Below are 24,754 nucleotides of genomic sequence, written 5' to 3' on the forward strand. Positions count from 1 at the left end.
GTTGGTTCAGCGCATGCGACGGAAGGCAAGGCAGACGTTGTGGCCGCCGAAGCCGAAGGAGTTGGAGAGCACGGTTCCCAGTGTGTGCTCACGGGCCGTGTTGGGCACGACATCCAGATCACAGTCGGGATCGGGATTGGCGTAGTTGATGGTGGGAGGCACCACGCCGTTGCGGATTGCCAGCACGCTGGCCACCGCTTCGATGCCGCCGGATCCTCCTAGGAGGTGGCCTGTCATCGACTTGGTGGAGCTCACTGGAATTGCGAGAGCACGAGAGCCAAGGGCGCTCTTGATCGCAGCGGTCTCGTTGCTGTCGTTGGCTGGGGTGCTGGTGCCGTGGGCATTGATGTAATCCACGGATTCAGCACTGATCTCTCCGTCCTCAAGGGCGAGGCGGATTGCTGCTGCACCACCAACGCCACCGGGGGTCGGTGCGGTGATGTGATGGGCATCGCATGTGGTGCCGTAACCCACCACTTCGGCCAGTACCGTGGCGCCTCGAGCCTCCGCGTGGGCCAGGGTCTCGAGGACCAGCACGCCGGCTCCTTCGCCAATCACAAAGCCGTCGCGTTCTTTGTCGAAGGGTCGGCTTGCTGAGGCTGGGTCATCGTTGCGGAAAGACAATGCCTTGGCGCTGGCGAAACCAGCCACTCCAAGTGGCGTGATGGCGGATTCAGCACCACCGCAGATCATGACGTCGGCCTTACCTAGCTGCAGCAGCCGGAAGGCATCGCCCACTGAGTTGGAGCCAGCTGCACAGGCGGTAGCAACAGCTGAACTGGGACCTTTGGCGCCAAGGGCGATCGCCGCCAGGCCAGTGGCCATGTTGGGAATCATCATGGGCACTGTGAACGGACTGACCCGTCCAGGGCCCTTGCCGTCAAGCACATGGGCCTGAGTCTCCATCGTGAGCAGCCCACCCACGCCCGATCCGATGCTGACACCGATTCGATCAGCATTGGCCTCGGTGATCTCGAGGCCGGCATCAGCAACAGCTTGTTTGGCTGCCACCACACCGAACTTGCAGAACCGATCCCAGCGCTTCGCTTCCTTGGCTTCAAGGAATCCAGTGGGGTCAAAGTCCTTGACCTCTGCAGCGAACCGACAGGCATGAGCTGACGCATCGAACAGGGTGATGCCCGCTACGCCATTGCAGCCCGAAGCGAGACCGTTCCAATAGTCGGAAACGGTATTGCCAATCGGTGTCACCGCGCCGAGGCCGGTGACCACAACGCGTTGAAGACCCTTCACCATGCCAATCCTCAGGCCTGCTTGTCTTCGATGTACTTGACGGCGTCACCGACGGTGGTGATGCCCTCAGCTGCTTCATCGGGGATTTCGATGTCAAAGGCCTCTTCCAGGGCCATCACGAGTTCAACGGTGTCGAGGGAGTCGGCGCCGAGATCGTTCTGGAAATTCGACTCCGGCTTGACCTCGCCGGCATCGACGCTGAGCTGCTCCGCCACGATCGAACGGACTTTTTCTAGGATCGCTTCCTGGGACATAGCCGTGAAGACGGGACGACGCATCTTACGGGCTGGCCTCAGTGACCCCTGCTTTTGGCCCCCTCTTCAAGCCCCCACTGTCGTTAACAACGGTGAAGGCCCCAGCGTGAGTGTGGTTCAGCTGCGTTGATGGCGGGTACGTTGGCGCCAAGCCATTTGTTCAGGACCGGACGCATGTCCCACGCCGTCAAGATCTACGACACCTGCATCGGCTGCACACAGTGTGTGCGTGCCTGCCCTCTCGATGTTCTTGAGATGGTGCCCTGGGACGGTTGCAAGGCCGGTCAGATCGCTTCATCTCCTCGCACTGAAGATTGCGTCGGTTGCAAGCGTTGTGAAACCGCCTGTCCCACGGACTTCCTCAGCATCCGTGTTTATCTTGGTGATGAGACCAGCCGAAGCATGGGCTTGGCCTACTGATCACCTCTGAAAAGCAATAAGCTCAGCCCGGCTTCAGCCGGGCTTTTTTTGTATGTGCGGAATCGTTGCGGTGATCGGCTCTAGGGACGCTTCCCCGTTGCTTTTGGAGGGTCTGCGTCAGCTGGAATACCGCGGTTATGACTCCGCCGGTGTGGCCACCGTTGAGAACGGTGAGCTGCACTGCGTTCGGGCCAAGGGAAAGCTTGTGAATCTCACTGCCCGTGTCGACCAGGAGGGAGCCCCTGGGCTGTGCGGCATCGGTCATACCCGCTGGGCGACCCATGGCAAGCCGGAGGAACACAACGCCCATCCCCATCGCAACGGTTCCGGACGGGTGGCGGTGGTGCAGAACGGCATCATTGAGAACCACCGAAGCCTGCGGGACGAGCTGACAGCGGCTGGGGTGGTTTTTCAGTCCGAGACCGACACCGAGGTGATTCCCCATCTGGTGGGAGCCGAGTTGGACCGTCTTGTTGCTGCTGGTGAGAAGCCCAGTGGTGCCCTGTTGCTCAATGCTCTTCAAGCGGTATTGCCCGCACTGCAAGGGGCCTATGCGCTGGCAGTGGTTTGGGCGGAGGTGCCTGGGGCCCTGGTGGTGGCGCGCCGCGCCGCGCCGCTGCTCATCGGCCTGGGGGAGGGGGAATTCATCTGCGCCAGTGACACGCCTGCGCTAGCCGGTTTCACCCGCACGATTTTGCCGATGGAAGACGGGGAGGTGGCTCTGCTCAGTCCTCTCGGCATCGAGCTCTATAACGCGCAAGGAGAGCGCCAGCAGCGCACGCCCACCGTGCTCAGTAACCAGGAGGGAGTGGCGGATAAGCGTGATTTCCGCCACTTCATGCTCAAGGAGATTCATGAGCAACCGGAAACAGCTGAACTGTGGGTGGCACGCCATCTACCCGCAGGCTTAACGGCCGGCAATCCTGTTGCTTTGCCCTTTGATGAAGACTTCTATGCCGGGGTCGAGCGCATCCAGATCCTGGCCTGCGGCACCAGTCGCCATGCTGCCCAGGTCGGGGGCTATCTGCTGGAGCAGTTCGCTGGCCTCCCCACGAGCGTTTTCTACGCCAGTGAATTTCGCTATGCCCCGCCTCCGTTGGCACCGAACACCCTCACGATCGGCGTCACCCAGTCGGGTGAAACAGCCGACACCTTGGCGGCTCTGGCCATGGAGTCGGACCGTCGTGCTGGCCATCTAGATCCTGCCTATGCCAGCCGACAGTTGGGGATCACCAATCGACCGGAAAGTTCCCTGGCGCGCCAGGTGGACGCGATCCTCGACATCGGCGCCGGTATTGAGGTTGGTGTGGCTGCCACCAAGACTTTTCTGGGCCAGTTGCTCGCTTTTTACGCTTTGGCCTTGGCCTTCGCAGCCCGTCGGGGTCGTCGCAGTGATGCGGAGATCCATGATTTGGTGCAGGAGTTGCGCCAGCTTCCGACCCAGTTGCGTCAGCTGGTCGATGCGCACGACAAGCAGTCAGAGGCGCTTGCCCACCGTTTTGCAGAAACGCAGGATGTGATTTTCCTGGGAAGGGGCATCAACTATCCGATCGCCCTGGAAGGTGCTCTGAAGCTCAAGGAGATCAGCTACATCCACGCCGAGGGCTATCCCGCTGGCGAGATGAAGCACGGCCCGATTGCTTTGCTCGATTCCCGTGTGCCCGTGGTGTCGATCGCAGTACCCGGCAATGTCTTTGAGAAAGTGCTCAGCAATGCTCAGGAAGCGAAGGCCAGGGATGCGCGTTTGATCGGTGTAGCTCCTGAAGGCCCGGATACTGATTTGTTCGATGATCTGCTGCCGGTACCGGAGGTGAGCGAGTGGATCAGCCCCCTGCTCACGGTGGTGCCGATGCAGCTGCTCAGCTATCACATCGCTGCGCATCGCGGCCTTGATGTGGATCAGCCCCGCAACCTGGCAAAGAGCGTCACGGTGGAGTGATCCAAAGCGGGTTCAGGCGGCTTTTTCGCTTGGATCAAGCTGTTGATCACTGCGCCCATACACATCGTCGAAGCGCACGATGTCATCCTCGCCTAGGTATTCGCCGCTCTGCACCTCGATCATCTCCACAGGGATGCGTCCGGGATTGCTGAGGCGATGGTGGCAGCCCATCGGGATATAGGTGCTCTGGTTTTCGCCCACAAGTTGTTCATCGCCGTCGCGCTCCACCAAAGCGGTACCGCGCACGACGACCCAGTGTTCAGCTCGGTGATGGTGCATCTGGAGCGACAGGCTCTCGCCTGGCTTCACGGAGATGCGTTTGACTTGCCAACGGCTGCCCTCCATCACGCCGGTGTAATGGCCCCAGGGGCGGTAGATCTTGCGGTGGGCCTTGCCCTCGGGGCTGCCGTCAGCCTCCAGTTGGGCGACCACTTTCTTGATGTTCTGGGCCTGATCACGATTGGCGATCAGCACGGCGTCATCGGTTTCAACCACAACAAGGTTCTCGACCCCTAGGCCCACCACGAGACGGTGCTCGCTGCGTAGGTAGCAGTTGCGGCTGTTTTCGCTGATGACACGGCCGCGCAGCACGTTGCCGTCAGCGTCCTTGTTGGAGGTGTCCCAAAGGGCGCTCCAGCTCCCCACATCACTCCATCCAGCATCGAGGGGGAGCACGCTGCCCAATTGGGTCTGCTCCATCACGGCTACATCGATGGCCACCTCGGGGCAACGGGCGAAGGCATGGTGGTCGAGCCGACGGAAGTCAAGGTCGGGATGGTCTTGCTCCAGTGCCGACCTGCAGCAGCTCACCACCTCGGGGGCGAGTCGTTCCAGTTCCGCCAGCATGGCGCTGGCCCGGAATAGGAACATGCCGCTGTTCCAGGTGAAGCGGCCGGTGGTGAGGAACTGCTCAGCGGTGGCTTGGTCTGGTTTTTCTACAAAGCGTGCAATTGGGGCTGGGCTCAGAGTTCTTGCTTGTAAAGGTTCAGTGGCTTCGATGTAGCCGTAGCCGGTTTCGGGTGCCGTGGGCACGATGCCAAAGGTCACCAATCGCCCAGCCTCCGCTGCGCTCCGGCCGGCTTGAACCGTGGCGCGAAAGCGCTCGCCATCACGGATGACGTGGTCGGCTGCGAGCACTAGCAGCAGCGGGTCCTCTCCCTTGACCGTTGCCTGCAGGGCGGCGATGGCCACGGCGGGTGCGGTGTTGCGACCCATCGGTTCCAGCAGGATCGCACCAGGTTTCACGTCGATTTGGCGCATCTGCTCGGCCACGATGAAGCGGTGGTCGTCATTGCAGATCAGCAGCGGATCCTGCAGATCGTCCAGCCCCTCCAGGCGTTGCTGGGTCTGTTGCAGCAGGGTCTCCTCACCGCTGCCCCCCAGCGGCCAGTACTGCTTTGGGTAGCTGGCGCGGGAAAGAGGCCAGAGACGGGTTCCTGTGCCTCCGCAAAGAATCACAGGGATTAAGGGGGTGCTCACCGAAGCCTGGACGCGTGATGGCTCGATCCTGCCCCACGTCCCTATCGCTGTCAGCCCTTGGAGGTCACAGCTCCAGCAGTCCCGGTGGCGGGGTGAGCAGTAGCCAGCCCTCCTTGAGGTGCACCTCCGGCACAATCGCTTCCACGAAAGGGATCAGGAGGCGGCGTCCATCGTCCCGTTCAATTTCCAGCAGGTCGTTCCCGGCGCTGGTGAGGTCGGTGACGGTGCCAATCACCGTGCCCTCGGTGCCGAGACGGGCCTCCAGGCCCACCAGGTCGAGGAGGTGGAACTCACCCTCAGCCAGTTCGGGTCGGTCATCGGCTGGTACGACAAGGCTTTGCCCCACAAGGGCTTCGGCGCCGCTGCGGTCATTGATGCCTTCAAAACGCACCACGAACAGGCTCTTTCCGGGCAGCTGACGGCCGCTTTTGAGCTCCACTGGCTTGGGCGGGTTGCCTTTGGCTTGCAACCAGCGAGCACCGGGTTCCGTGAACCGCTCCGGGAAATCGCTGGCGGGGTTAATGCGCAGCTCCCCTCGCAGGCCTTGAACGCCTACGACCTTGCCAACGGTGAGCCATTCAGCCGGATCGCTTGAGGTGGTGGTGCCGTGGCCGGCCATGGCCGCTCGTTCAGAAGTCTGTTGATCATGGCGTCACGCGATACTGAGGCTCTGATCGTTTTCCTGTCATGGCCACCAGTGCTCCGATCCTTCCCGGCGCCACGGTGAAAGTGGTGGATGTCACCTCGATTTACAACGGTTACACCGGGTTTGTGCAGCGCATTAGTGGCGATCGCGCTGCGGTGCTGTTTGAGGGCGGTAACTGGGACAAGCTCGTCACCCTGCGTCTGCGCGATCTCCAGGCCGGCTGATGGACAAGACCACCATCCGCGGGCGCCTGGCGCGGGTGGTGCTCGACTCCGACACAACGGCGGGTCGTCTTTACAACCTTGTGGTGTTCGGGGCCATCCTGCTCAGTGTTGTGGGCTTGATGTTCGAGCCCGCACCACTTCTGCCTGGGTCAGTTCAGGTTGCTGTTCCCGTTTGGGTCGATCTGATCGATCGCATGGCCTTGGCGGTGTTTGCGGCTGACTTAGCCCTGCATCTGATGGCCAGTCCTAGGCCATTGGCTTATTTGCGGAGTTTCTATGGCTTGATCGATCTCTGCGCCGTGCTCTTTTTTGCGGTGCCCCAGATCAGCAGTGGTTTGGTGTTGTGGGTGTTCAAGTTCGGCCGCATTCTGCGGGTGTTCAAATTGCTGCGTTTCATGGATGAAGCCCGCGCTCTGGGCGCGGCGCTTCGGGCCAGCGCCCGTCGCATCACTGTCTTCATCCTGTTTGTCTTGATCCTTCAGGTTGTTTTGGGCTACGTGATGGTGGTGGTGGAGAGTGTTCACCCCGAAAGTCAGTTCCGTAGCGTTGCCCAGGGGGTCTATTGGGCGATCGTGACCATGACCACCGTTGGTTATGGCGATATCGTGCCCCAAACCGCGCTGGGCCGAATCCTCGCGGCGTTGGTGATGCTGCTTGGCTTTGGGATCATTGCCATCCCCACGGGCATCGTCACTGTTGAGGGTCTGCGTCGGTCCGGAGCTCGAGCAAGCTTGCGGGCCATACGCTGCATTGACTGCGGTCAGGTCAGTCATCGCAACCGTGCTCGCTTCTGCGATCGCTGTGGAGCAGAGTTGCCGAAGCGTGAACGAGCCGAGCATCAAGGCTCGGCTCCGTCTCCCTCAACGTTTTGAAGAGCCGCCTGGGCCGCCTTCTGCTCTGCGTCCCTGCGAGATCCGCCCCATCCTTCAGCCACGGTGTGTCCCTTCAGCTCCACCTGGCAGTGGAAGCGGCGTGGGTCGCCATGGCGGCGACTGGTCTCAAGGCTGTTGTAGACGGGCAGCCCTAGTTTGCGGGCTTGACTCCACTCCTGTAGGGCGGATTTGGCATTGCCCTTGTGAGGGTCAGCCAGTACCGCTGCACTGGTGCGCTGCCAGTGCGGTGTGAGCCAGGCATGCACCGGTTCTAGAGACCCCCAGGCTTGATAGATCGCGCCGATCAGTGCTTCGCAGGCTTCCGCCCGCAGCGTGGCTTGGCCGGCGTCATCTCCCCTGGCCTTGGCGCCGATCACAAGCATGGCGTCGATCCCGATCTGCTTTCCAAGCTGTGCTAGCCAACGGTCGCTAACAATCTGGGCCCGGAGCGCTGAACGTTCTCCCACGGGGAGCTGGGGGTAGTGCTGTTCGATGAATTCACTGGCCGTAAGTCTCAGCACCGCATCGCCAAGAAATTCCAGGCGTTCGTGATGGATGGCTAGGCCCGCTGATGTGTGGGTGAGGGCTTCATCCAGGAGGGACAGGGTGCGGGGTTCATCCGGGCTGTCGGCGGTGTTCATGCCCAGCACCTCGCAGAAGCAGCGAAGTTGATCGCTGCGTGATGGGGTGGGGGCGGAGGCAGTGGCCAGATCGATGGGCACAGTTCAGTGCGATGTGGAGCCCGAAGAGACGTGGGGCGCGAAAAGGGTGAAAGCAGGGCATAAGCCGGGTTCTGTTCTCCTTCCTTTGGAAGGGGGCGGTCATCTATCTGGGATCGCCGTTGCCGACGACCTCTAGCGGCGCACTAAAGCGGAACGGGGTAGATGGCCAACCGTCGTTCCTCGGCCTTGCTCCCAGCCGGGGTTTACCGAGCCAGCACCTCTCGATGCTGCTGGTGCGCTCTTACCGCACCTTTGCACCCTTGCCTGTGCCGGCGAACCGGCCATCGGCGGTGTGTTTCTGTGGCACTCTCCTCACGGTCACCCGCACTGGGCGTTACCCAGCAAGCCTGGCCATCGGGGAGCCCGGACTTTCCTCAACCAGGCCCATGTCTGCCCGAAGGCAGGCATGCCCTGATCGCGACCACCTCGCCTGCTTTCAAACCCCATAATGGCTGTTAATGGGGCTGTAGCTCAGCCGGATAGAGCGACGGTTTCCTAAACCGTAGGTCGTGGGTTCGAGTCCCGCCAGCCCCGTGATGATTGCCTTGTGATCCCGTAGCCGCCACTACATCTAGCGGGGTGGCGTTCCCTCACTCTGTCGCTAGCGTTGATGCAGTGAACCCGGTTCCATGACCCAGCTTCACGATCTGCGGCTCCGACTTTTGGTGCAGCAGGAAAGCGAGCGCATCGCTGATTCCCAGCCCACAGACCTCGATCTCTCAGTCGTTCAGGCCCGCTGCCTGTGCTGGTTAGCGCTTTTGGCTGAAGCCCATGAAGATCAGGCCAGTGATGCGGAACGGCGTGGTGATACCGAGCAGGCCATGGGATGGTTTGCCGATTCGATGCGCCTTCGTGACGTGATCCAAGTGGTGTCGTCGATTGAGATCCCTCTTCCGGCCATGTCTGATCTCAGAGATGAGGACGGTGGCGATGGTTTGTCTGATTTCCCGTCGGATTCCGATGGATTTTCCGGGGAGCCACCTCTGGCTGCTTAACCAGATGTCATGATGGGGATTGATCTTGAGGGTCTGACGTGCCTGAAGAGCCCTGTCAATGCCCTGACTGCCAGCGCTTCTACCGCGAGCACGATCGCCTGATTCGGGAATCACCGACTCTGCGTCAGCAGCAAGAACTCAGTTGGGCTGCTCTTCAGGCCTTCCGCACGCTTTCCGGTCGTGTGCTGGAGGATCTTCAAAAGCAGCATGGAGCACGTCCGGCTGAAGCTCAGACCCATGCAACTCCGGTGGGCCCCACCGAGGAGCCAGCAGACGCCCTGCATCAGGCCATGGCTGATCTGGAGAACATCAACGCTCACCTGTTCTCGATTGAGGCGTTGATGGAACGCATCTTCGACGTGCGCGTCCCTGAAGCGATCGAACAGAAGTTCCGTGAACTGGCTGGCGAGCTCGCCCCTGATCCTCTGAATGCAGATCGCCTGCGCTTGAATCGCCTGCTGCACCAGACGCCTGATCTGCCTGATCGCAGCTGATCTGATTCCATTGGATCTGAGAGCTCTGAATCACAGATCGGTCTCGATCCATCCATCCATGAGCCTGAGGGGGGCTTTTCAGCTGAGTCTTGATCCTTGGCTGAAGAGTTGAAGTTGGAGCTGACGCGGATGATCACCTCGCTGAGGTGCTCCGATCGCCAGCATCCAGGACGGCTGAGGCGCTCGATCAGCGCACGTCGCAGGTGATGTCCACTTTGAGTGGCTTCACCTTCCAGATGTGGTCGCAGTATTCCTGGATCGAACGATCGGAGGAAAAGAACCCGCTTCGAGCGGCATTCAGCACAGACATGCGATTCCACTGACTGCGATCACTCCATGCCTGGCTAACGGCATCTTGGGCCCGTAGATAGTCAGCGAAGTCGGCCATCACAAAGAAGGGGTCGCTGTTGCTGAGGTTGTCGATGAGGGGCCGGAACAAGTCGGCGTCGCCGTTGCTGAAGTGGCCGGTCTGGATCAGATGAATCGCTTCCGAAAGCTCGGGGCGTGAGTCGATCACCTCCCATGGGCGATAGCCACTGCGTTTGAGTGCAGCGATTTCCTCAACCGTCTGACCGAACAGGAAAAAGTTGTCCTCACCGACTTGGTCGCGGATCTCGACGTTGGCACCATCGAGGGTGCCGATGGTGAGCGCTCCATTCATGGCGAACTTCATGTTGCCGGTGCCTGAAGCCTCCTTGCCGGCGGTGGAGATTTGCTCGGAAAGGTCGGATCCTGGGTACACCTGCTCGCCCAGTTTCACGGTGTAGTTGGGGAGGAAGACCACGCGCAAACGGCCATCCATGTCCGGATCAGCGTTCACCGTTTCGGCGATGCCGTTAATGAAGCGGATGATCAACTTGGCCATGTAATAGCCCGGAGCAGCTTTGCCCCCGAAGATCACGGTGCGAGGCGCCATGCCGTCGGCCTGGCCGTTCTTGATCCGCAGGTACTGGGTGATGATCTGCAGCGCATTGAGATGCTGGCGCTTGTATTCGTGGATGCGCTTCACTTGCACATCGAACAGGCTGGCGGGATCCACCAAGACGCCTGTATGGCGATGGATGTAGCTCGACAGTTTGCGCTTCACCGTCAGCTTGGTGTTGCCCCACTGCTCGAGGAAGCCGCTGTCGTTTTGATGGGCTTCCAGCTTGCGCAGGTTCTCCATGTTGGAGATCCAGTCGCTACCCACGTGTTGCTCCAGCAGGGAGGACAGGGGGGGATTGGCCAGGGCCACCCAGCGCCGTGGTGTAACGCCGTTGGTGACGTTGGTGAACTTCTCGGGCCAGAGGGCTGCGAACTCTGGCAACAATTGGGTGCGCACCAGTTCGGAGTGGAGAGCGGCCACACCGTTCACGTGGTGAGCGCCAATGGTGGCCAGGTGGGCCATGCGCACGGCCTTGCCGCCGTCCTCATCAATGATGGACAGCTTGCGGATGATGGCGTCATTGCCGGGGAAGCGCAGGCGCACTTGTTGTAAGAAGCGGCTGTTGATCTCGTAGATCAGCTCCAAGTGGCGGGGTAGGAGATTGGAGAACAGGTCTAGGTCCCACTTCTCAAGAGCTTCGGGCAGCAGCGTGTGATTGGTATAGGCCACTGAGCGGGTGGTGATTTCCCAGGCCTTCTCCCAGGTCAGGTGGCGATCGTCGATCAGTAGCCGCATGAGCTCGGCCACGGCGATTGCGGGGTGGGTGTCATTGAGCTGCACCGTCCAGTAGTCGGCGAAGTTCTCCACGGCCAGCCCGCGCTGATCGAGGCTGCGCAGCATGTCCTGTAGGGAACAGCTCACGAAGAAGTGCTGCTGCTTCAGGCGCAGGCGGCGGCCTTCATCCGTGCCATCGTTCGGGTAGAGCACCTTGGAGAGGGTTTCGCTACCAACCTTCTCTTCCACGGCGCCGTAATAATCGCCGATGTTGAAGGCATAGAAGTCGAAGCTTTCCGTGGCATCAGCGCGCCAGAGACGTAGGCGGTCGCAGGTGTTGACCCTGTAGCCCAGCACTGGTACATCGTGGGGCACTCCAATCGCGTGCTCTGCCGGAATCCAGCGGGAGCGGTAGTTGCCCTTGTCGTCGGTGTAACTCTCGGTGCGGCCACCGAAGCCCACAAAGCAGGCCTCGTCCGGTTGGGGTAGTTCCCAGGGCCATCCGCCTTTCAGCCATTTGTCGGTGACTTCGACTTGCCAGCCATCACGGATCAGTTGGTCGAAGATCCCGAATTCGTAGCGAATGCCATAGCCCGTGGCCGGCACCTGCAGGCTGGCGAGGGATTCCATGTAACAGGCGGCCAGTCTCCCTAGCCCGCCATTGCCCAGTCCGGGCTCCTCCTCGACGTCAAGAATCTGCTGCAACGACTCAACCCCGAAGCGGCGCACCGCTTCCTCCGCTTCCTGCTGGATGCCCAAATTGAGCAGGTTGTTGTTGAGTTGTGGACCGATGAGGAATTCCGCCGAGAGGTACGCCACCGTTTTTTGCGGTCGTGCCCTGATGGCCTCCAGGCTGGCCAGGTACCGAGTCATCAGTCGGTCGCGCACTGCATAGCTCAGCGCCATGTAGAGGTCATGGCGGCTGGCGGTCGGCGCCAATTTCCCGAGCGTGAAAAACAGGTGCTCGGTCATGCCAGCGAAGACGGCGTCGGCATCCAGGCCGGCACGTTCAGGGTCGGCGTAGCAACTTGGGGTCGGCAGACGTAGATCGAGGGGCTCGGAGATCGTCATGGTTGGGAATATCACTTGGTCGAGAGATGACCCAAGTGTGAAGGCCCTGGACGATGCCTGCTTCAGACGGTGCAGGAACTGTGACCGAGTCGTGAGTATCTGGCCCAGGCATCTTGTCCACTGTGCGGAACGGAGCCATGGTTGATTCGTCTCCCTGGGCTGCCCATCGAGAGCAGTTGGCGGCCAGGACTTCCCTTAATCTCCCAATCATTCAGGAGTCTTTCATTGATGTTGATCCCGCTTGAGCTGGCCCAGCTCTCGGCGCAGCTGAGCGATCTCAGCAGCCACGACATCGAGGTCGCGGAGACGTTGATCGGGGTGATCCGCTTTCTGCTCATCTTCGTGGCGGCCCGCACACTGGCAGAGATCCTGGTGCGGTTTCAGTTGCCCACGATCTTGGGGGAACTGGTCGCAGGCGTGATCATTGGTGCGTCCGGACTCCATTTGGTTGTGCCTCCGGAAACCCAGGTTCATCTCAGTGAGGGTTTCAATGCCCTGATCGCTGGCTTGGCTTCGATTCCACCGGAATCCATCCCTGAGATCTACAACGAAACATTCCCATCGCTGCAGGCGGTGGCCACTCTCGGCCTGTACGCCCTGCTCTTCCTCACCGGTCTCGAAAGTGAGTTGGATGAGTTGGTGGCGGTTGGCGGTCAGGCCTTCACTGTGGCGGTGGCCGGTGTGGTGTTGCCCTTCGCCTTGGGTACCGCTGGTCTGATGGTCTTCTTCGATGTCGATCTGATCCCGGCGGTCTTTGCAGGTGCGTCGATGACTGCCACCAGCATTGGGATTACTGCCAGTGTCTTCGGTGAGCTGGGTTACCTCAAGACGCGAGAGGGCCAGATCGTGATCGGTGCTGCTGTGCTCGATGACATCCTCGGCATCGTCATCTTGGCGGTGGTGGTATCACTGGCGGCCGGCGGTTCCTTTTCAATCGCACCGATCCTGAAGCTGGTGGCGGCGGCGATCATTTTTGTGGTGGCTGCCGTTGGCCTCAGCCGCACCGCAGCACCAGCCTTTGACTGGTTGATCGACCAGCTCAAAGCCCCAGGCGAGGTTCTGGTGGCTTCCTTTGTGATTCTCTCTTTCAGCTGCTTCGCCGCCACGGCGATTGGTTTGGAAGCGGCATTGGGAGCCTTCGCAGCCGGTCTGATCCTCAGTGGGTCGAAGCACAATCACGCGATTCAGCAGGCAGTGCTGCCGATCGTCACCCTCTTCGCCACCATTTTCTTCGTGTTGGTTGGTGCTGGGATGGATCTCTCAGTGATCAATCCGCTCGATCCCGCAAGTCGTTCGGCACTCGTCGTTGCAGGTTTCCTCCTCGTGATTGCCATCGTTGGCAAGATTGCGGCCGGCTGGGCTTTTGTGAGCGATCAGCCCACGAAGCGTCTGGTGGTTGGCCTGGGAATGATGCCCCGAGGCGAGGTGGGCTTGATTTTTCTTGGCTTAGGTACGAGCGCTGGGTTGCTCTCCCCTTCGCTGGAGGCCGCCATCCTGTTGATGGTGATTGGCACCACTTTTCTGGCTCCGGTCCTGCTGCGGCTGGTACTCGGTGGTGACAAGCCCGACGGTGGTGACACAGTCGATGACACGGTGGCCGCTGATCCCGTCGGCTTGGTCTAATCCTCAGCGCTCATCTTGCTGTTGGCTGCTCGCTACCAGCAGAAACAGGCTCCAACCCACGGTGATCAGTGCCAGGCTGGAGCCCCACCCTGGCCCAAGGGTCCAGCTGAGCAGCAGCTGTACGCCTAATCCGACAGCGAGAGCTAGCAGCAGGCTGCTCGCCACGAGTGCCACCTGTTGCCAGCGGCTATTGAGTGGGCCATCAATCAGGCTGGACTCAAAGCGGCCGAGTGGCCTGCTCAGAGGGAGATACAGAGCTAACGCCCAGAACAGCGAGCCTCGCAGGATGGCCGGATCGTTGAGGGGGCCATAGCCAAGGGTGAACGCGTCCACGGCACAAGTGCTGGAGAGGCTCTATAGCATCACTGCCCCAGGTGGGATCTGACGTGACCATGGCTCCAGAAAGGGTTCCGGATCAAGTGCACGACCTTGCTGGCGATGGTCACCATGAGGATCTGGTCAGCCTGCGGCTTCCGGATGTCCGCCGCGATCCCTGGTCTCACCTCGGCTATGCAGTGCATTGCCTGTGTTGTGGCCCGAGGGATTCAGAGCTTGCAGGAGCTGCTGCACAGAATCCTGCTGTGCTGTTGGTGCATGGCTTCGGTGCCTCCACCGACCATTGGCGCCATAACGTTCCCGTCCTCGCTCGAACACATGAGGTCCATGCCCTGGATCTCCTTGGCTTTGGTCGCAGTGCCAAGCCAGCCGGTCTCACCTACGGCGGTGCGCTCTGGCGTGATCAGCTGATCGCCTACATCCGCGAGCGGATTGGCCGTCCCACCGTGATTGTGGGTAATTCTCTCGGGGGCTTTGCGGCTCTTGCCGCCGGTGCTGCCCTTGGTGACGACTGCGCTGGTGTGGTGCTGCTGAATGCGGCCGGCCCCTTCAGCGATGAACAGAGGCAGCCCGAGGGGTGGGGTGCGATTGCCCGTAAGACCATTGGCATGGCCTTACTGCGCAGTGCCTTGCTTCAGAGGGTGCTGTTTGAAAACATGCGTCGACCAGCCACGATCAGGCGCACCCTGAATCAGGTGTATCTCGACCCCACCAATGTCGATGATGAGCTGGTCGAGGCGATCCGGGTGCCCTCCTGTGACCCTGGGGCGTTCGGGGTCTTTCGCACCGTCTTTGACATCCCCAAGGGCCAGCCGCTGGATGCGTTCTTCTCCCAGCTGCAAGCGCCGCTCTTGCTGCTTTGGGGCATCCGCGACCCCTGGATCAACGCCGCCGGGCGGCGAGCCAGTTTTCAGCGCCATGCGCCTGCGGCCACCACTGAAGTGGTGTTGGAGGCTGGTCATTGCCCCCATGACGAGGTGCCAGAACAGGTGAATCGGGCAATGCTGGACTGGTTGCAGGGTCTGTCATTGGAACGAACGGCCGCGCCACACTTGGATGGCCCAAGCTGATGGCCATGACGCTGATTCAGCAGTCCCTGCCCTATCCCCACTGGGAGTTTGTCCATCCCAGCAGCGGTGATCGCCTGCGGATTGTTCCTGAACGGGGCGGATTGGTGACCGCGTGGTGTTGCGATGGTCGGGAGTTGCTGTATTTCGATCAGACCCGCTTCGCCGATCCTGGCAAGAGCATTCGGGGTGGCATTCCGGTGTTGTTTCCGATTTGCGGCAATCTTCCCGGGGATGTGTTTCCGGTGGATGGGGTGAATCACACCCTCAAACAGCATGGCTTTGCCCGGGATTTGCCCTGGCAGCTCCAGCTGCTTGATGATCAGAGCGGTATTCAGCTGACGCTCACGGATACCGAGCAAACGCGAGCGGCATTTCCCTTCCCGTTTCAGGTGGTGATGGCGCTTCGGCCGTTAGCTCAGGCGCTGGAGATCAGAACCACGGTGACCCATACGGGCAATGGCTCTGGGGTGATGCCTTTTAGCTTCGGTCTCCATCCTTATTTCAAGGTGACTGATCTGGGCTGTTCCCGCCTCGAGGGCCTGCCCCCTCGCTGCCTGAATCATCTGGAGATGGCGGAGGAGGACACGGCCTCGCAGCTGGCCCGCCTGCCTGAGGGTGTGGATTTCCTCTGTCGCGACGCAGAGGGTCCGGTGACTCTCATCGATCAACGGGCTGGTATCAAGGTGCAGCTTGATCAGCCTGCACCGATGGACCTCACCGTGATCTGGACTGAGCCACCTCGACCCATGATTTGTCTGGAGCCTTGGACTGGACCTCGGCAGGCGCTGCTCAGTGGTGACCGCAAACTGCAGCTTGCGGCAGGTGAGAGCCTGGAGCTTCGCTGCACCTACAGGGTCAGTGAGGGTTGAAGGCTCAAGCGATGGTGACAGGCTTGGCCACGCCGGGTAGGCGGCCGCGGCTGAGTTGCAGGCGGGGATCGAACTGGCGCTTCACCGCTTCGATCAGGGGCCGTGATGGGGCATCCGTCCATGCCGGCAGCGTTTCTTCTGGAGGCTGGCTGGCGGGCTGAATCAAAACGCTGAGCCGGCCGCCTAGAGCTTCCACGCGCCTGCGCAGGGCCTGCACCTGCGCCCTTGTGCTCGCTTGATCACTCCAGGCATCGCCGCATCCAGCCCCTGCAGCTAGGAGCCAATGCCAATCTCTCAGTGCTTGCGTTTCCCGGCTGCTGAACAGAGCTTGCGCTTGGCTGGGAGGCAGGCTGATGCGCAGCAGCCACTGCTGAGAACCTTGATCGCCTGCGTCAGTTGGTCGTGCCGCAGGCGGTGGCAATGGTCCATCCCAGGGGTGTCGTTCCGCTTTCAATCGGTGGGACTCTGCGAGCGACTCGAGGCGGTTGAGCTGGTCTGTGACCGCTGCATCGCTGACGCTCGCAATCCCCGCTTGGATGCCAAGCCCCTGGATGGGATCTTGCTGCCAGTTGAGCAGTTCGAGGGTGAGCGTGCTCGCGACCACCTCGGCTCGCCAGGCTTCGAGGGCATCCAGATCCCCCTTGAGGTTGAGGAGGGCCCGCGCTGGTCGAATCGGCTGCACCCTCAGGGTGAGTTCGCTGATCAGGGCAAGGCTGCCCCAGCTGCCGCAGAGCAGGCGCATCAGGTCGTAGCCAGCCACATTCTTCACCACCCTGCCGCCGGCATGCGCTTCGACACCGTCACTGCGGATCAGGCCGATGCCGATGATTTGATCACGCACACCAAGATGTCGATGGCGCAGGCCCCCTGTCAGACCTCTAGCCACCAGCCCCCCCACCGTGCCGGCTGTCGTGGGCTGGTGGCTACTGCCCCAGGGCCAGTCGATGGGCAGCCACTGGTTCTGTTCCGCCAGCACTGCTTGCAGATCCGTCAGGCTCAGGCCTGCCTGCACACTGATCGTGAGGTCATCAATGGCATGGTCCAGCACTGTGTTGCACTGGCGCAGGCTGATCAGAGGAGACGGCTGCAGGGCTGCTCCCCAGTGCATCCGGGTGCCCAGCCCGGAGGGGATCCAGGGGCTGCTGGTGGCATGGAGCTCTCGCACCATCGTCTGCAAGTCCGCCAGGCTGTCTGGTGTCAGCGGTGTTGGCAAAGCGGTGGGTTCGTGGTGAGCGGCGGAACGGCTGATGGTGCTGGGGTGGTGCGGAAGATGATCGTGCCATGGGCGCTGCCATGACCTCGCCTGTGCCACCGCGGCCAGCTGGAACGATCGTTGTCATCGATGATGATCCCACCGGATCTCAAACGGTGCACAGCTGTCCGTTGCTGCTGCGTTGGGATGTGGAGACGCTGCGGCGTGGTTTGCGCCACCCTTCGCCGTTGTTGTTTGTCCTGGCGAACACCCGGGCTCTGACGGCCCCAGAGGCAGAGGCTCGAAATCGGGAGATTGTGGTGGCTTTGGCGGAGGCGATGCAGTTGGAAAACCTGGCTGCCCAGGAGGTGTTGCTGGTGAGCCGCGGTGACTCCACGCTGCGGGGCCATGGGGTGCTGGAGCCACAGGTGCTGGCACAGGAATGGCAGGCCCGCTTTGAACCTGTGGATGCCACCCTTCATGTCCCTGCTTTCCTGCCGGGGGGACGCACCACCATCAATGGTGTGCATTTGCTCCATGGTGAGCCTGTGCATACGACCGCCTTCGCTCAGGATCGGCTGTTTGGTTACAGCACCAGCGATTTGGCGGCTTGGTTGGAGGAGAAGAGCGCCGGACGGATCTCGGCAGCCTCCGTGGTTCGGCTGGATTTGGAGCTTTTGGATGGCGCCGCTGCTTCCGTCTGTGCTGAAGGGGGTCCCTCCGGCTTAAGGGCCTTGGTGGCTCGGCTGACTGGGATGGAGCACAACCGTGCGGTTGTGGTGGATGCGATTCGGCCGGAACATTTGCAGGCACTGGGAGTGGCGGTGCGCCAGTTGCAAGGTCGCAAACGCTTTTTGTTCCGCTCTGCTGCCAGTTTGCTCAATGGTCTGGTGGATGGTGGCCCTAAGCCGTTAGGGCCGCAACCGATGGATGCAGTCGGGCTAGCCGGACTGCGACGGGTCGCGTCAGGACCCAATGGTGGCGCACTTCCAGGCTTGGTCTTGCTCGGTTCCCATGTGCCTTTGGCTGATCGGCAGCTTCGGCGATTGCTGCAGGAGTCGGGCTGCTTTGGTGTGGAGCTTCCTGTCGCCAGGATTGCCCGTGTGTTGGAGGGGGGGCAGGCCGAATGGCTGCTGGCTGACCTCGAGGCGGAATGGAGAGATCAGTTAGAGCAGATTTTGCTCTCGGGGTGTACGCCGGTGCTCTACACCAGCCGTGGTGAGTTGCACTTCGGCGCAGGAGAGGCCGCCGCCGCTCGCAGATTGCACTTCGGGATGGCTCTTGCCCGATTGATGGGGCGCCTGGTGGCCGCCGTGGTAAGCCAGCTCGGGTATGTCATCAGCAAGGGGGGCATCACGACCGGCACTTTGCTGGCAGAGGGATTGCAGTTGCCTGCCATGCAGCTGGAGGGCCAGCTCTTACCAGGCTTGTCGCTCGTGCGTCCGATGAAGGACGGGGCCTCCAGCGCTGTCGCAGGTTTGCCGATCGTGACCTTCCCTGGGAATCTTGGTGATGACAACACCCTTTTCGAGGCCTGGAGACTGATGCAAGGCGACGCCTAAACCACACCTTCAGGCTTGGCTCCGATCAGGGAGGCGGAGCGGGCCAGCAGTTCCATCGGGTGGTTGACCACCGCTGTCTGACTTGTGGCAGGTAGATGACGCCGCAGCTGCAGGCTGCAACCGATGTTGGCGCTGGCGATCACACTGGCGCCGGTGCCGCTGAGATCAGCAGCCTTGATCCGGCCCAGTTCGGCGGCTTCATCCGGCTGAACCAGGTTGTAGATGCCGGCGCTGCCGCAGCAGACGCCTGCCTCTGTGGCTTCGCGCAGTTGGAGGTGGGGAATGGTTTCTAAGAGCTGGCGAGGCTGATGGCTGATGCCTTGGCCGTGAATCATGTGGCAGGCATCGTGATACGCCACCAAGAGCGGTTGATCGGCACTGGCCTTTTGCCCGTTGGCATGGGACAGAGGTTGCAGGGATTGCTGGAATGGCTTGGAGAGTCCCTTGGTGAAGAGGAACTCGTGAACATCTTGAACCGGGCAGTGAAAGCCATCGGTTTGAGATCCACCGTCCAAGATTTCTGAATAGGCCTTCATGGTGTGGCCACAGCCGGAGGCGGCCACCAGCACGGCATCGAGTGGTGGATCGATCTGGTCGCTCGTGAAGCTCTCCACCAGGGCGCTTGCCAGATCTCTGGTCTGTTCCATCTGGCCTTGGTGATGGCTCACCGCACCGCAACAGCCTTGATTGGAGGGGATCACGACTTCGTAGCCATTGGCCTGGAGCACAGCCACGGTGGCCGCATTGACTGCCGGGTCAAAACAGCGTTGAACGCAGCCAAGCACTAGGCCGACACGACCGCGTTGCTCTCCCTGGGCCGGGTTGATGTGAGGGAACTGATCGCGGAAGCCTTCCTCTGCCAACTTGGGCAAGAGCGACTCCATCGCTTCCAGCTGCGGCCCAAGCAGGCGCACGAAACCGCTGCGGCGCATGAGGTCTTGGATAGGAGTGCCGGCGTAGGCCCGTAGGGGAGTGAGCAGGGCCCGCAGGCGTTTCGGATAGGGCAGCACCTGCAGCAGCAGTTGGCGAAACCGGGTCTGCCAGCAGCTGCGCAGTTCGGGTTTGTTGAGCTGGGGACGGGTGGCTTCGATCAGTTGGTCGTAGCGCACTCCCGATGGGCAGGCGCTGACGCAGGCGAAACAGCCGAGGCAACTGTCGAAATGGGAGGCCACAGTGGCATCCAGCTCCAGTTCCCCGGCGTCAATCGCTTTGAGGGTATGGATGCGGCCGCGGGGAGAGTCCATCTCCGTTCCCATCACCCGGTAACTGGCGCATGTCGGCAGGCAGAAGCCGCAATGCACGCAGGGGTCGGTGGGATCAGAGCTGGCCATAGCGCCATTCTGATGGGCTGGGCTGGATCTCTGGGCGTTGGAGCCGCTGCGAGAGGGTCTGGTGGTTGATTTCCCTCAGCTGGTTCACGACCTCTGGATGGCACTGTCCATGCAGTTTTGGCTGGCGATTCAGTCGGAGTGGGGCGCTGAGGTAATTGACGATCAGGGCGCGGCGTGTGGCTGCGGAGCGATTGCTTCTGGATCCATGCAGCGTCCATGGCGTGTGCACGGTGCCATCCCCGAAGGCCATCGGTGCCGCCACGCTGGGATTGGCCTGGGGCAGTCCGGTCGGAGTGGTTCTGGCGGGTTGCGGTTGTGACATCAGACAGTGGTTCTGACTTCCCGGCACGAATTGGATCGGTCCGTTGCTGGAGTCGATCGCCTGCAGCGGCAGCCAGAGGGTCAGGGCGGCCAGCTGATCCGCTGGGATGTAACGGGCGTCCTGGTGCCAGGCGGTGCCAGGGTCTCCGGGTCGTTTGTTGTAGAGCGTCACCGCCAGCAGGTGCAGGGCGGTGTCATCGAGACCGCAGCATGCTTGAAGCCTTGTGGTCAGAGTGGGCTGCTGGAGCAGGGCCGTCAGTTCGGGTAGGTCATCCTGCAGAAACCAGAGCGGCACACCTGCGCTCTGCCATCGTTCGGCCGCCTTCAAGATCTTCGGGATGAGTGCAAGCAATTGGTTGCATGCTGCGCCATCGAGGAGTTGGGGCACCAGCGCGAAACCATCGCGTTCAAATGTGGCGTCAGCCAGTTGCATGGCTCAGCAGATAGAGCTTCATGGACCAGGTGCCATCGCTATGGGGGCTCAGTTTGATGTGGCTGAATCCTTCGGTATGGCCCGGTGCCACCTCTTGATGCCAGTTGTGATGGCGGCGACGGCAGTGCTCGATTGCCGCTGCAGGGCACCAGGGAGCCAGGGTGTGGAGGAGGGCCTGTACTTCCGGAGCATCAGCGGCGCTTCCTCGTTGCAGTCGTCCGGCAGGGAACAGTTCAAACCCGAGTTGGTCGAGGCCTTCTCCCCCCCAATCGAGGGTGGCTGACCAGCAGAGGCTGGCCTGATTGAGCAAGCGATGCAGGCCTGGCGTGCACAGATCAGAAGCCTGCTTCTGCAGCCAGGACCATTGGTGGGGTCCGGTGAGGTTGAGTCGGATCCTGCCTTGCTGATGGCTGGGACGGCCTGGGAAAAAACCGCAATGGCTGATGCCCAGATCGCCTCCGCCTGGCTCCGGTATGAGCCAGGTGGTCGTCAGACTTGGTAGCAACTGTCGGCGCGCTTCCAGCACCCCTTGCTGGCGTGGTCCGCGCCGGTGATCCAAACGGAAAAACACACCAGGGGCGTCTTGGAAGGGATGGTCGAATTCAAGCCAGGGTTCCCGCAGCACCCCCTTTGCCCCTCGCAGGGCACGGTCGATGCGTGCGCAGACGTCTTGCCATTGCTCCCACTGCTGGCGTTGGCCAGGCGGGGGAAGGGGGACTGATAGATCCACACCTCCTTCTGGATCGTTGAGGCGGTATTCGCATAGAGCGACCGCGCCGATTGGTGGCGTCAGACGTAGCAATGCAGGTGCGTGTGTCTGCGATGAAGACGTAGGAATCCTCCCAGGACCACCCGTTGGCTCGGGCCGCCTGTGGGACACACCCGATGTCGGTGGTAGCCGGCGTTGAACAGCAGCAGTTCTCCAGGGTTCAGTTTGACCTGATCGCCACTGCTGCTGATCTGCAACTCGCCGCCCTTAGTGGCTGAATCCACGCCATAGAGAAAGCTCATTTGAAAGCGTGGTTCGAAGGCTGCAGGCAGCAGGGTTCCATTTTCAATCAGGTTCACAGGATTCCAGTCCCGTTCGCAGTGTTCGGGGATGCCGCCTCCGTTGGCCATCTCCCGCAGAGCCCAGCCCGGAACACGCGTGCCATCTTCAAGTTCGAGCTCCTTGAGCGGTGTGCCGAAGTGATCGCTGAAGAGAGTTGCGATCGGTTGAAAGAACAGCTCCTCCATCTGTTGCAGCAAAGGTATGGGCTGCAGCGCCAAAGTGCCGCGGTAGCGATCTGGGGCCGTGCCCACGCAGCTGCGTGGCAGGGTGCGGCCCCAGGGTGTGGTGGCCCAGGCCTTGTCGTGACTCGGCTCTCTTAGTTGTCGGCAGAGCTCGGAGATGGCGAGATGGTCGAGCTTGGGATGCCAGCGGGTTAGTGCCAGATCCCCCGCCAGCACGGCCTTAAGGGCTGCTGAGCGTGTTGGGATCGGGGCTGACATGACTGGTGAAACGTCGCGGGCGGGACGCCTCGTTCAGAATCGGTTGATGATGGCGTCGGCGAAGCCGCTGCAACTCACCGGCTCCACCTGAGGTTCCATCAGCCTGGCCAGGTCGTAAGTGACCTGCTTGTCGGCGATCGCGGTGCTTAGGCCTTTGGTGATGAGGTCCGCGGCTTCCTGCCAACCCAGGAACTCCAACATCATCACGCCACTGAGGATGACGGAACCGGGATTGATGCGGTCGAGGCCGGCGTGTTTCGGTGCTGTGCCGTGGGTGGCCTCGAAGATGGCCGCTGTTTCACCGATGTTGGCACCGGGTGCCATGCCAAGCCCTCCCACCATGGCCGCGGCGGCATCGGAGATGTAGTCACCGTTGAGATTGAGGGTGGCGAGGATCGAATACTCCTGGGGACGGGTCTGGATCTGCTGGAAGATGCTGTCGGCGATGCGGTCATCGACCATCACCATCTGCTTCCACTTGCCGTTTCCGTGGCTGGAGCCAATGGCGTCGATCACGCTCTGCACTTCGGCGTCGATGGCGGTTGTCTTCTCAGGGGTGAGGCTGTCGTAGCCAGGCTCAATCATGCGGGCATTGGCCTGCACGCTCAGGTTTGGATCTTGTTCGAGGTTGCCGAGGATCCAGCTTTCCCGTTCAGTGATGCACACATCGCGGAATTCACTGGTGGCAAGTTCATAGCCCCAGTCGCGGAACGCCCCCTCGGTGAATTTCATGATGTTGCCCTTATGCACCAGGGTGACGTGGCGCTTATCGCCCTGGAGGCGCAGGGCGTGCTGAATCGCCTTGCGGATATGGCGCTGGCTGCCGTGCTTGCTCACTGGTTTGATGCCGATGCCAGAACCCTCAGGGATCTGGCGTTTCCCCAGCTTGCCGTTGGCGGGAATCACGACGTCGTTGAGGTGTTTGCGGAGCTCTTGCCCGACAGGATCATCGGCCTCCCATTCCACCCCCATATAGATGTCTTCTGTGTTTTCCCTGTAGACGATCACGTCTAGATCCTGAGGACGCCGGTGTGGGCTAGGGGTGCCCGCGTAGTAGCGGCAAGGGCGCACGCAGGAATACAGATCGAAGATCTGACGCAAGGCCACGTTCAGGGAGCGGATGCCGCCGCCAACAGGTGTGGTGAGGGGGCCTTTGATCGCTACGCCATAGGTACGGATCGCTTCAAGGGTGTCCTCCGGCAGGTATTGATAGGTGCCGTAGAGGTCGCAGGCCTCATCGCCTGCATAGACCTTGAACCATTCGATCGTTTTGTTGCCGTCATAGGCCTTGGCTACGGCGGCATCCAGCACCTTCTGGGTGGCCGGCCAAATGTCCACGCCGGTGCCATCGCCGCGGATGAAGGGAATGATCGGGTTGTTGGCTACCACTGGCTGGCCGTTCTCGAAGCGGATTGGCGTGCCCTGAGTGGGGGCGGTGAGCTTCTCGAACTGGGCCATAGATGGGGTGTGCCGCATGGCGACGTTGTGCTGGGGCGAGCCTATGACTCGGGGGGGGATCTCTAAAGTTCGATCTGATCCGCCCCCACGACCCATGGCCAAACCTGCAGGTGTTTGGGTGGTGGCTGCCTGTTTCAACGAACAGGCCGTGATCACCCATTTCATTGAACGGGTGTTGGCAGTTCCGGGGGTGGAGCGTTTGGTGCTGATTGATGACGGCTCTCGCGATGGCACCGTCGACCAGATTCGAGCCTTTCAGCGGCAAGACCGGCAGCGCGAGGGTGATGGGTCAGTGACCCTGTTGGAACTCACTCGCAACTTCGGCAAGGAGGCGGCAATGCTCGCGGGTCTCGACCATGCCTGTGGTCAGTGCTCTGCAGCGGTGCTGATCGACTCCGATCTTCAGCATCCACCTGAGTTGATTGAGGGGATGATCGAGGCGTGGCGTCAGGGTGCGGAGGTTGTCACTGCCGTGCGTGATGACCGGGATCAAGAGTCACGCTTGAAGGTGGCCAGTGCCTCATGGTTCTATCGGGTGTTCAACAAGCTGGTGGATTCGATCCAGTTGAAGGAAGGGGCCGGTGATTTCCGCTTGCTTGATGCACCGGTGGTGGAGGCGCTCACCAGTTTGCGTGAGTCGAGCCGCTTCTCTAAGGGCTTGTTGCCTTGGACCGGGTTTCGCAGTCTGGAAATGCCCTATCAGCGGGTGAGTCGCAGCGGTGGCACCACCTCCTGGAGTCCCCTCAAACTTTGGAGCTATGCCCTTGACGGCATCTTCTCTTTTTCGGTGCTGCCGTTGAAGGTTTGGAGCGGGATCGGAATTGTGGTTTCCCTTCTGAGCTTGATCTATGCCCTGGTGATCGTTCTCGACACCCTCTTCACAGGAGTGGATGCCCCAGGTTTCGCCACGCTGATCGTGGCGATTCTCTTCCTTGGCGGGATTCAGCTGATCGGCATCGGTGTGCTCGGTGAATACATCGGTCGGATCTATGTCGAGGCGAAGGCTCGTCCCCACTACTTCATCCGCACCATCCACCGCGATGGCTGAGTGGGGTTGGCGAT

24 protein-coding genes, 1 tRNA gene and 1 other RNA gene are annotated in these 24,754 nt (G+C 61.1%); 12 read left to right on the forward strand and 14 right to left on the reverse strand.

Annotated elements, in window-relative coordinates:
* Window positions 1–6 precede the first annotated feature (6 nt).
* A complete protein-coding gene (gene fabF / locus SIB72_RS04845) occupies window positions 7–1,254 on the reverse strand; it encodes a beta-ketoacyl-ACP synthase II (protein ID WP_115118702.1) in 1,248 nt (415 codons plus the stop codon).
* 8 nt (window positions 1,255–1,262) lie between these two features.
* Window positions 1,263–1,505 (reverse strand): acyl carrier protein, encoded by a 243-nt coding sequence (gene acpP / locus SIB72_RS04850; RefSeq protein WP_007099572.1) that lies wholly within the window; start codon window positions 1,503–1,505, stop codon window positions 1,263–1,265.
* A 174-nt stretch (window positions 1,506–1,679) separates the two neighbouring features.
* On the opposite strand from acpP, the gene psaC reads away from it, so the two are divergent.
* Window positions 1,680–1,925: a photosystem I iron-sulfur center protein PsaC gene (gene psaC, locus SIB72_RS04855; protein ID WP_007099573.1), complete on the forward strand. Its 246-nt coding sequence runs from the start codon at window positions 1,680–1,682 to the stop codon at window positions 1,923–1,925.
* Window positions 1,926–1,977: 52 nt separating this feature from the next.
* Complete coding sequence (gene glmS, locus SIB72_RS04860; protein WP_413744788.1) at window positions 1,978–3,864, forward strand: glutamine--fructose-6-phosphate transaminase (isomerizing); 1,887 nt, start codon at window positions 1,978–1,980, stop codon at window positions 3,862–3,864.
* A gap of 12 nt (window positions 3,865–3,876) precedes the next feature.
* Here the strand turns inward: glmS and SIB72_RS04865 are convergent, their stop codons facing one another.
* Together SIB72_RS04865 and rimM are read right to left on the reverse strand one after the other, a co-directional pair.
* Window positions 3,877–5,343, reverse strand: a complete 1,467-nt coding sequence (locus SIB72_RS04865; protein WP_413744789.1) for a mannose-1-phosphate guanylyltransferase/mannose-6-phosphate isomerase — start codon at window positions 5,341–5,343, stop codon at window positions 3,877–3,879.
* A gap of 64 nt (window positions 5,344–5,407) precedes the next feature.
* Complete coding sequence (rimM, locus tag SIB72_RS04870; RefSeq protein ID WP_115118696.1) at window positions 5,408–5,962, reverse strand: ribosome maturation factor RimM; 555 nt, start codon at window positions 5,960–5,962, stop codon at window positions 5,408–5,410.
* 68 nt (window positions 5,963–6,030) lie between these two features.
* Here rimM and SIB72_RS04875 point away from each other — a divergent pair, with 68 nt between their 5' ends.
* Together SIB72_RS04875 and SIB72_RS04880 are read left to right on the forward strand one after the other, a co-directional pair.
* On the forward strand, window positions 6,031–6,213 hold the full coding sequence (locus SIB72_RS04875) for an NAD(P)H dehydrogenase subunit NdhS (RefSeq protein WP_115016600.1): 183 nt from the start codon (window positions 6,031–6,033) through the stop codon (window positions 6,211–6,213).
* Window positions 6,213–7,085, forward strand: coding sequence for an ion transporter (locus SIB72_RS04880; RefSeq protein ID WP_413744790.1), 873 nt, complete (start codon window positions 6,213–6,215; stop codon window positions 7,083–7,085). The genes SIB72_RS04875 and SIB72_RS04880 overlap by 1 nt, the downstream gene beginning before the upstream one ends.
* Here the strand turns inward: SIB72_RS04880 and rnc are convergent.
* Both rnc and rnpB read right to left on the reverse strand, forming a co-directional pair.
* Window positions 7,052–7,726, reverse strand: coding sequence for a ribonuclease III (gene rnc / locus SIB72_RS04885; RefSeq protein ID WP_413745049.1), 675 nt, complete (start codon window positions 7,724–7,726; stop codon window positions 7,052–7,054). The genes SIB72_RS04880 and rnc overlap by 34 nt on opposite strands.
* Window positions 7,727–7,851: 125 nt before the next feature.
* Window positions 7,852–8,245, reverse strand: an RNA gene (rnpB, locus tag SIB72_RS04890) — RNase P RNA component class A.
* Window positions 8,246–8,267: 22 nt separating this feature from the next.
* Between rnpB and SIB72_RS04895 the strand changes: the two genes are divergently transcribed.
* The 3 genes from SIB72_RS04895 (at window position 8,268) to SIB72_RS04905 (ending at window position 9,296) form a co-directional block, all read left to right on the forward strand.
* Window positions 8,268–8,341 (forward strand) — tRNA-Arg (locus SIB72_RS04895).
* 95 nt (window positions 8,342–8,436) lie between these two features.
* Window positions 8,437–8,802 carry a hypothetical protein gene (locus SIB72_RS04900; protein WP_115118676.1) on the forward strand — a complete coding sequence of 122 codons (366 nt, stop codon included), beginning with the start codon at window positions 8,437–8,439 and terminating at the stop codon, window positions 8,800–8,802.
* A gap of 38 nt (window positions 8,803–8,840) precedes the next feature.
* Window positions 8,841–9,296 carry a hypothetical protein gene (locus tag SIB72_RS04905; protein WP_115118674.1) on the forward strand — a complete coding sequence of 152 codons (456 nt, stop codon included), beginning with the start codon at window positions 8,841–8,843 and terminating at the stop codon, window positions 9,294–9,296.
* Between the two features lie 187 nt (window positions 9,297–9,483).
* Here SIB72_RS04905 and SIB72_RS04910 read toward each other — a convergent pair whose 3' ends face one another.
* Window positions 9,484–12,006 (reverse strand): glycogen/starch/alpha-glucan phosphorylase, encoded by a 2,523-nt coding sequence (locus SIB72_RS04910; RefSeq protein ID WP_413744791.1) that lies wholly within the window; start codon window positions 12,004–12,006, stop codon window positions 9,484–9,486.
* Window positions 12,007–12,234: 228 nt separating this feature from the next.
* Here SIB72_RS04910 and SIB72_RS04915 point away from each other — a divergent pair, with 228 nt between their 5' ends.
* Window positions 12,235–13,629 (forward strand): cation:proton antiporter, encoded by a 1,395-nt coding sequence (locus SIB72_RS04915; protein WP_413744792.1) that lies wholly within the window; start codon window positions 12,235–12,237, stop codon window positions 13,627–13,629.
* A gap of 3 nt (window positions 13,630–13,632) precedes the next feature.
* Here SIB72_RS04915 and SIB72_RS04920 read toward each other — a convergent pair whose 3' ends face one another.
* On the reverse strand, window positions 13,633–13,962 hold the full coding sequence (locus SIB72_RS04920; protein WP_413744793.1) for a hypothetical protein: 330 nt from the start codon (window positions 13,960–13,962) through the stop codon (window positions 13,633–13,635).
* A 41-nt stretch (window positions 13,963–14,003) separates the two neighbouring features.
* Between SIB72_RS04920 and SIB72_RS04925 the strand changes: the two genes are divergently transcribed.
* Entirely contained in the window at window positions 14,004–15,035 is a 1,032-nt protein-coding gene (locus tag SIB72_RS04925; RefSeq protein ID WP_413744794.1) for an alpha/beta fold hydrolase, read from the forward strand.
* Window positions 15,035–15,904: a galactose mutarotase gene (locus SIB72_RS04930; RefSeq protein WP_413744795.1), complete on the forward strand. Its 870-nt coding sequence runs from the start codon at window positions 15,035–15,037 to the stop codon at window positions 15,902–15,904. The genes SIB72_RS04925 and SIB72_RS04930 overlap by 1 nt, the downstream gene beginning before the upstream one ends.
* A gap of 4 nt (window positions 15,905–15,908) precedes the next feature.
* Here the strand turns inward: SIB72_RS04930 and SIB72_RS04935 are convergent, their stop codons facing one another.
* The gene (locus tag SIB72_RS04935; RefSeq protein WP_413744796.1) at window positions 15,909–17,216 is read right to left on the reverse strand and encodes an FAD-binding oxidoreductase; all 1,308 of its coding nucleotides are present in this window, start codon (window positions 17,214–17,216) and stop codon (window positions 15,909–15,911) included.
* On the opposite strand from SIB72_RS04935, the gene SIB72_RS04940 reads away from it, so the two are divergent.
* Window positions 17,198–18,658 carry a four-carbon acid sugar kinase family protein gene (locus tag SIB72_RS04940; RefSeq protein WP_413744797.1) on the forward strand — a complete coding sequence of 487 codons (1,461 nt, stop codon included), beginning with the start codon at window positions 17,198–17,200 and terminating at the stop codon, window positions 18,656–18,658. The genes SIB72_RS04935 and SIB72_RS04940 overlap by 19 nt on opposite strands.
* On the opposite strand, the gene SIB72_RS04945 is transcribed toward SIB72_RS04940, so the two are convergent.
* From SIB72_RS04945 to SIB72_RS04965, 5 genes are read right to left on the reverse strand one after another with little or no spacing between them, the layout of a single operon-like run.
* Window positions 18,655–19,989 (reverse strand): (Fe-S)-binding protein, encoded by a 1,335-nt coding sequence (locus SIB72_RS04945; protein ID WP_413744798.1) that lies wholly within the window; start codon window positions 19,987–19,989, stop codon window positions 18,655–18,657. The two genes, SIB72_RS04940 and SIB72_RS04945, sit on opposite strands and share 4 nt — an antisense overlap.
* Window positions 19,976–20,743 carry a phytanoyl-CoA dioxygenase family protein gene (locus tag SIB72_RS04950; RefSeq protein ID WP_413744799.1) on the reverse strand — a complete coding sequence of 256 codons (768 nt, stop codon included), beginning with the start codon at window positions 20,741–20,743 and terminating at the stop codon, window positions 19,976–19,978. The genes SIB72_RS04945 and SIB72_RS04950 overlap by 14 nt, the downstream gene beginning before the upstream one ends.
* The gene (locus SIB72_RS04955) at window positions 20,730–21,545 is read right to left on the reverse strand and encodes a hypothetical protein (RefSeq protein WP_413744800.1); all 816 of its coding nucleotides are present in this window, start codon (window positions 21,543–21,545) and stop codon (window positions 20,730–20,732) included. Before SIB72_RS04955 ends, SIB72_RS04950 begins: the two co-directional genes overlap by 14 nt.
* Window positions 21,533–22,234: a 2OG-Fe(II) oxygenase gene (locus SIB72_RS04960; protein WP_413744801.1), complete on the reverse strand. Its 702-nt coding sequence runs from the start codon at window positions 22,232–22,234 to the stop codon at window positions 21,533–21,535. Before SIB72_RS04960 ends, SIB72_RS04955 begins: the two co-directional genes overlap by 13 nt.
* 33 nt (window positions 22,235–22,267) lie before the next feature.
* Window positions 22,268–23,692, reverse strand: coding sequence for an NADP-dependent isocitrate dehydrogenase (locus SIB72_RS04965; RefSeq protein WP_413744802.1), 1,425 nt, complete (start codon window positions 23,690–23,692; stop codon window positions 22,268–22,270).
* A 94-nt stretch (window positions 23,693–23,786) separates the two neighbouring features.
* On the opposite strand from SIB72_RS04965, the gene SIB72_RS04970 reads away from it, so the two are divergent.
* On the forward strand, window positions 23,787–24,740 hold the full coding sequence (locus SIB72_RS04970; RefSeq protein WP_413744803.1) for a glycosyltransferase family 2 protein: 954 nt from the start codon (window positions 23,787–23,789) through the stop codon (window positions 24,738–24,740).
* Window positions 24,741–24,754 lie beyond the last annotated feature (14 nt).

Origin of the sequence: Synechococcus sp. MIT S9451, assembly GCF_047304725.1 — a bacterium.
GTDB lineage: Bacteria > Cyanobacteriota > Cyanobacteriia > PCC-6307 > Cyanobiaceae > Synechococcus_C.

Excerpts from the sequence above, each read along its gene's own strand:
- fabF (WP_115118702.1), bottom strand. The coding sequence starts at position 1,254 with ATGGTGAAGGGTCTTCAACGCGTTGTGGTCACCGGCCTCGGCGCGGTG.
- psaC (WP_007099573.1), top strand. The coding sequence starts at position 1,680 with ATGTCCCACGCCGTCAAGATCTACGACACCTGCATCGGCTGCACACAG.
- SIB72_RS04945 (WP_413744798.1), bottom strand. The coding sequence starts at position 19,989 with ATGGCCAGCTCTGATCCCACCGACCCCTGCGTGCATTGCGGCTTCTGC.
- glmS (WP_413744788.1), top strand. The coding sequence starts at position 1,978 with ATGTGCGGAATCGTTGCGGTGATCGGCTCTAGGGACGCTTCCCCGTTG.
- SIB72_RS04965 (WP_413744802.1), bottom strand. The coding sequence starts at position 23,692 with ATGGCCCAGTTCGAGAAGCTCACCGCCCCCACTCAGGGCACGCCAATC.
- SIB72_RS04875 (WP_115016600.1), top strand. The coding sequence starts at position 6,031 with ATGGCCACCAGTGCTCCGATCCTTCCCGGCGCCACGGTGAAAGTGGTG.
- SIB72_RS04940 (WP_413744797.1), top strand. The coding sequence starts at position 17,198 with ATGACCTCGCCTGTGCCACCGCGGCCAGCTGGAACGATCGTTGTCATC.
- acpP (WP_007099572.1), bottom strand. The coding sequence starts at position 1,505 with ATGTCCCAGGAAGCGATCCTAGAAAAAGTCCGTTCGATCGTGGCGGAG.
- rimM (WP_115118696.1), bottom strand. The coding sequence starts at position 5,962 with ATGGCCGGCCACGGCACCACCACCTCAAGCGATCCGGCTGAATGGCTC.
- SIB72_RS04880 (WP_413744790.1), top strand. The coding sequence starts at position 6,213 with ATGGACAAGACCACCATCCGCGGGCGCCTGGCGCGGGTGGTGCTCGAC.
- SIB72_RS04910 (WP_413744791.1), bottom strand. The coding sequence starts at position 12,006 with ATGACGATCTCCGAGCCCCTCGATCTACGTCTGCCGACCCCAAGTTGC.
- SIB72_RS04950 (WP_413744799.1), bottom strand. The coding sequence starts at position 20,743 with ATGCAACTGGCTGACGCCACATTTGAACGCGATGGTTTCGCGCTGGTG.
- rnc (WP_413745049.1), bottom strand. The coding sequence starts at position 7,726 with ATGAACACCGCCGACAGCCCGGATGAACCCCGCACCCTGTCCCTCCTG.
- SIB72_RS04915 (WP_413744792.1), top strand. The coding sequence starts at position 12,235 with ATGTTGATCCCGCTTGAGCTGGCCCAGCTCTCGGCGCAGCTGAGCGAT.
- SIB72_RS04930 (WP_413744795.1), top strand. The coding sequence starts at position 15,035 with ATGGCCATGACGCTGATTCAGCAGTCCCTGCCCTATCCCCACTGGGAG.
- SIB72_RS04960 (WP_413744801.1), bottom strand. The coding sequence starts at position 22,234 with ATGTCAGCCCCGATCCCAACACGCTCAGCAGCCCTTAAGGCCGTGCTG.
- SIB72_RS04970 (WP_413744803.1), top strand. The coding sequence starts at position 23,787 with ATGGCCAAACCTGCAGGTGTTTGGGTGGTGGCTGCCTGTTTCAACGAA.
- SIB72_RS04900 (WP_115118676.1), top strand. The coding sequence starts at position 8,437 with ATGACCCAGCTTCACGATCTGCGGCTCCGACTTTTGGTGCAGCAGGAA.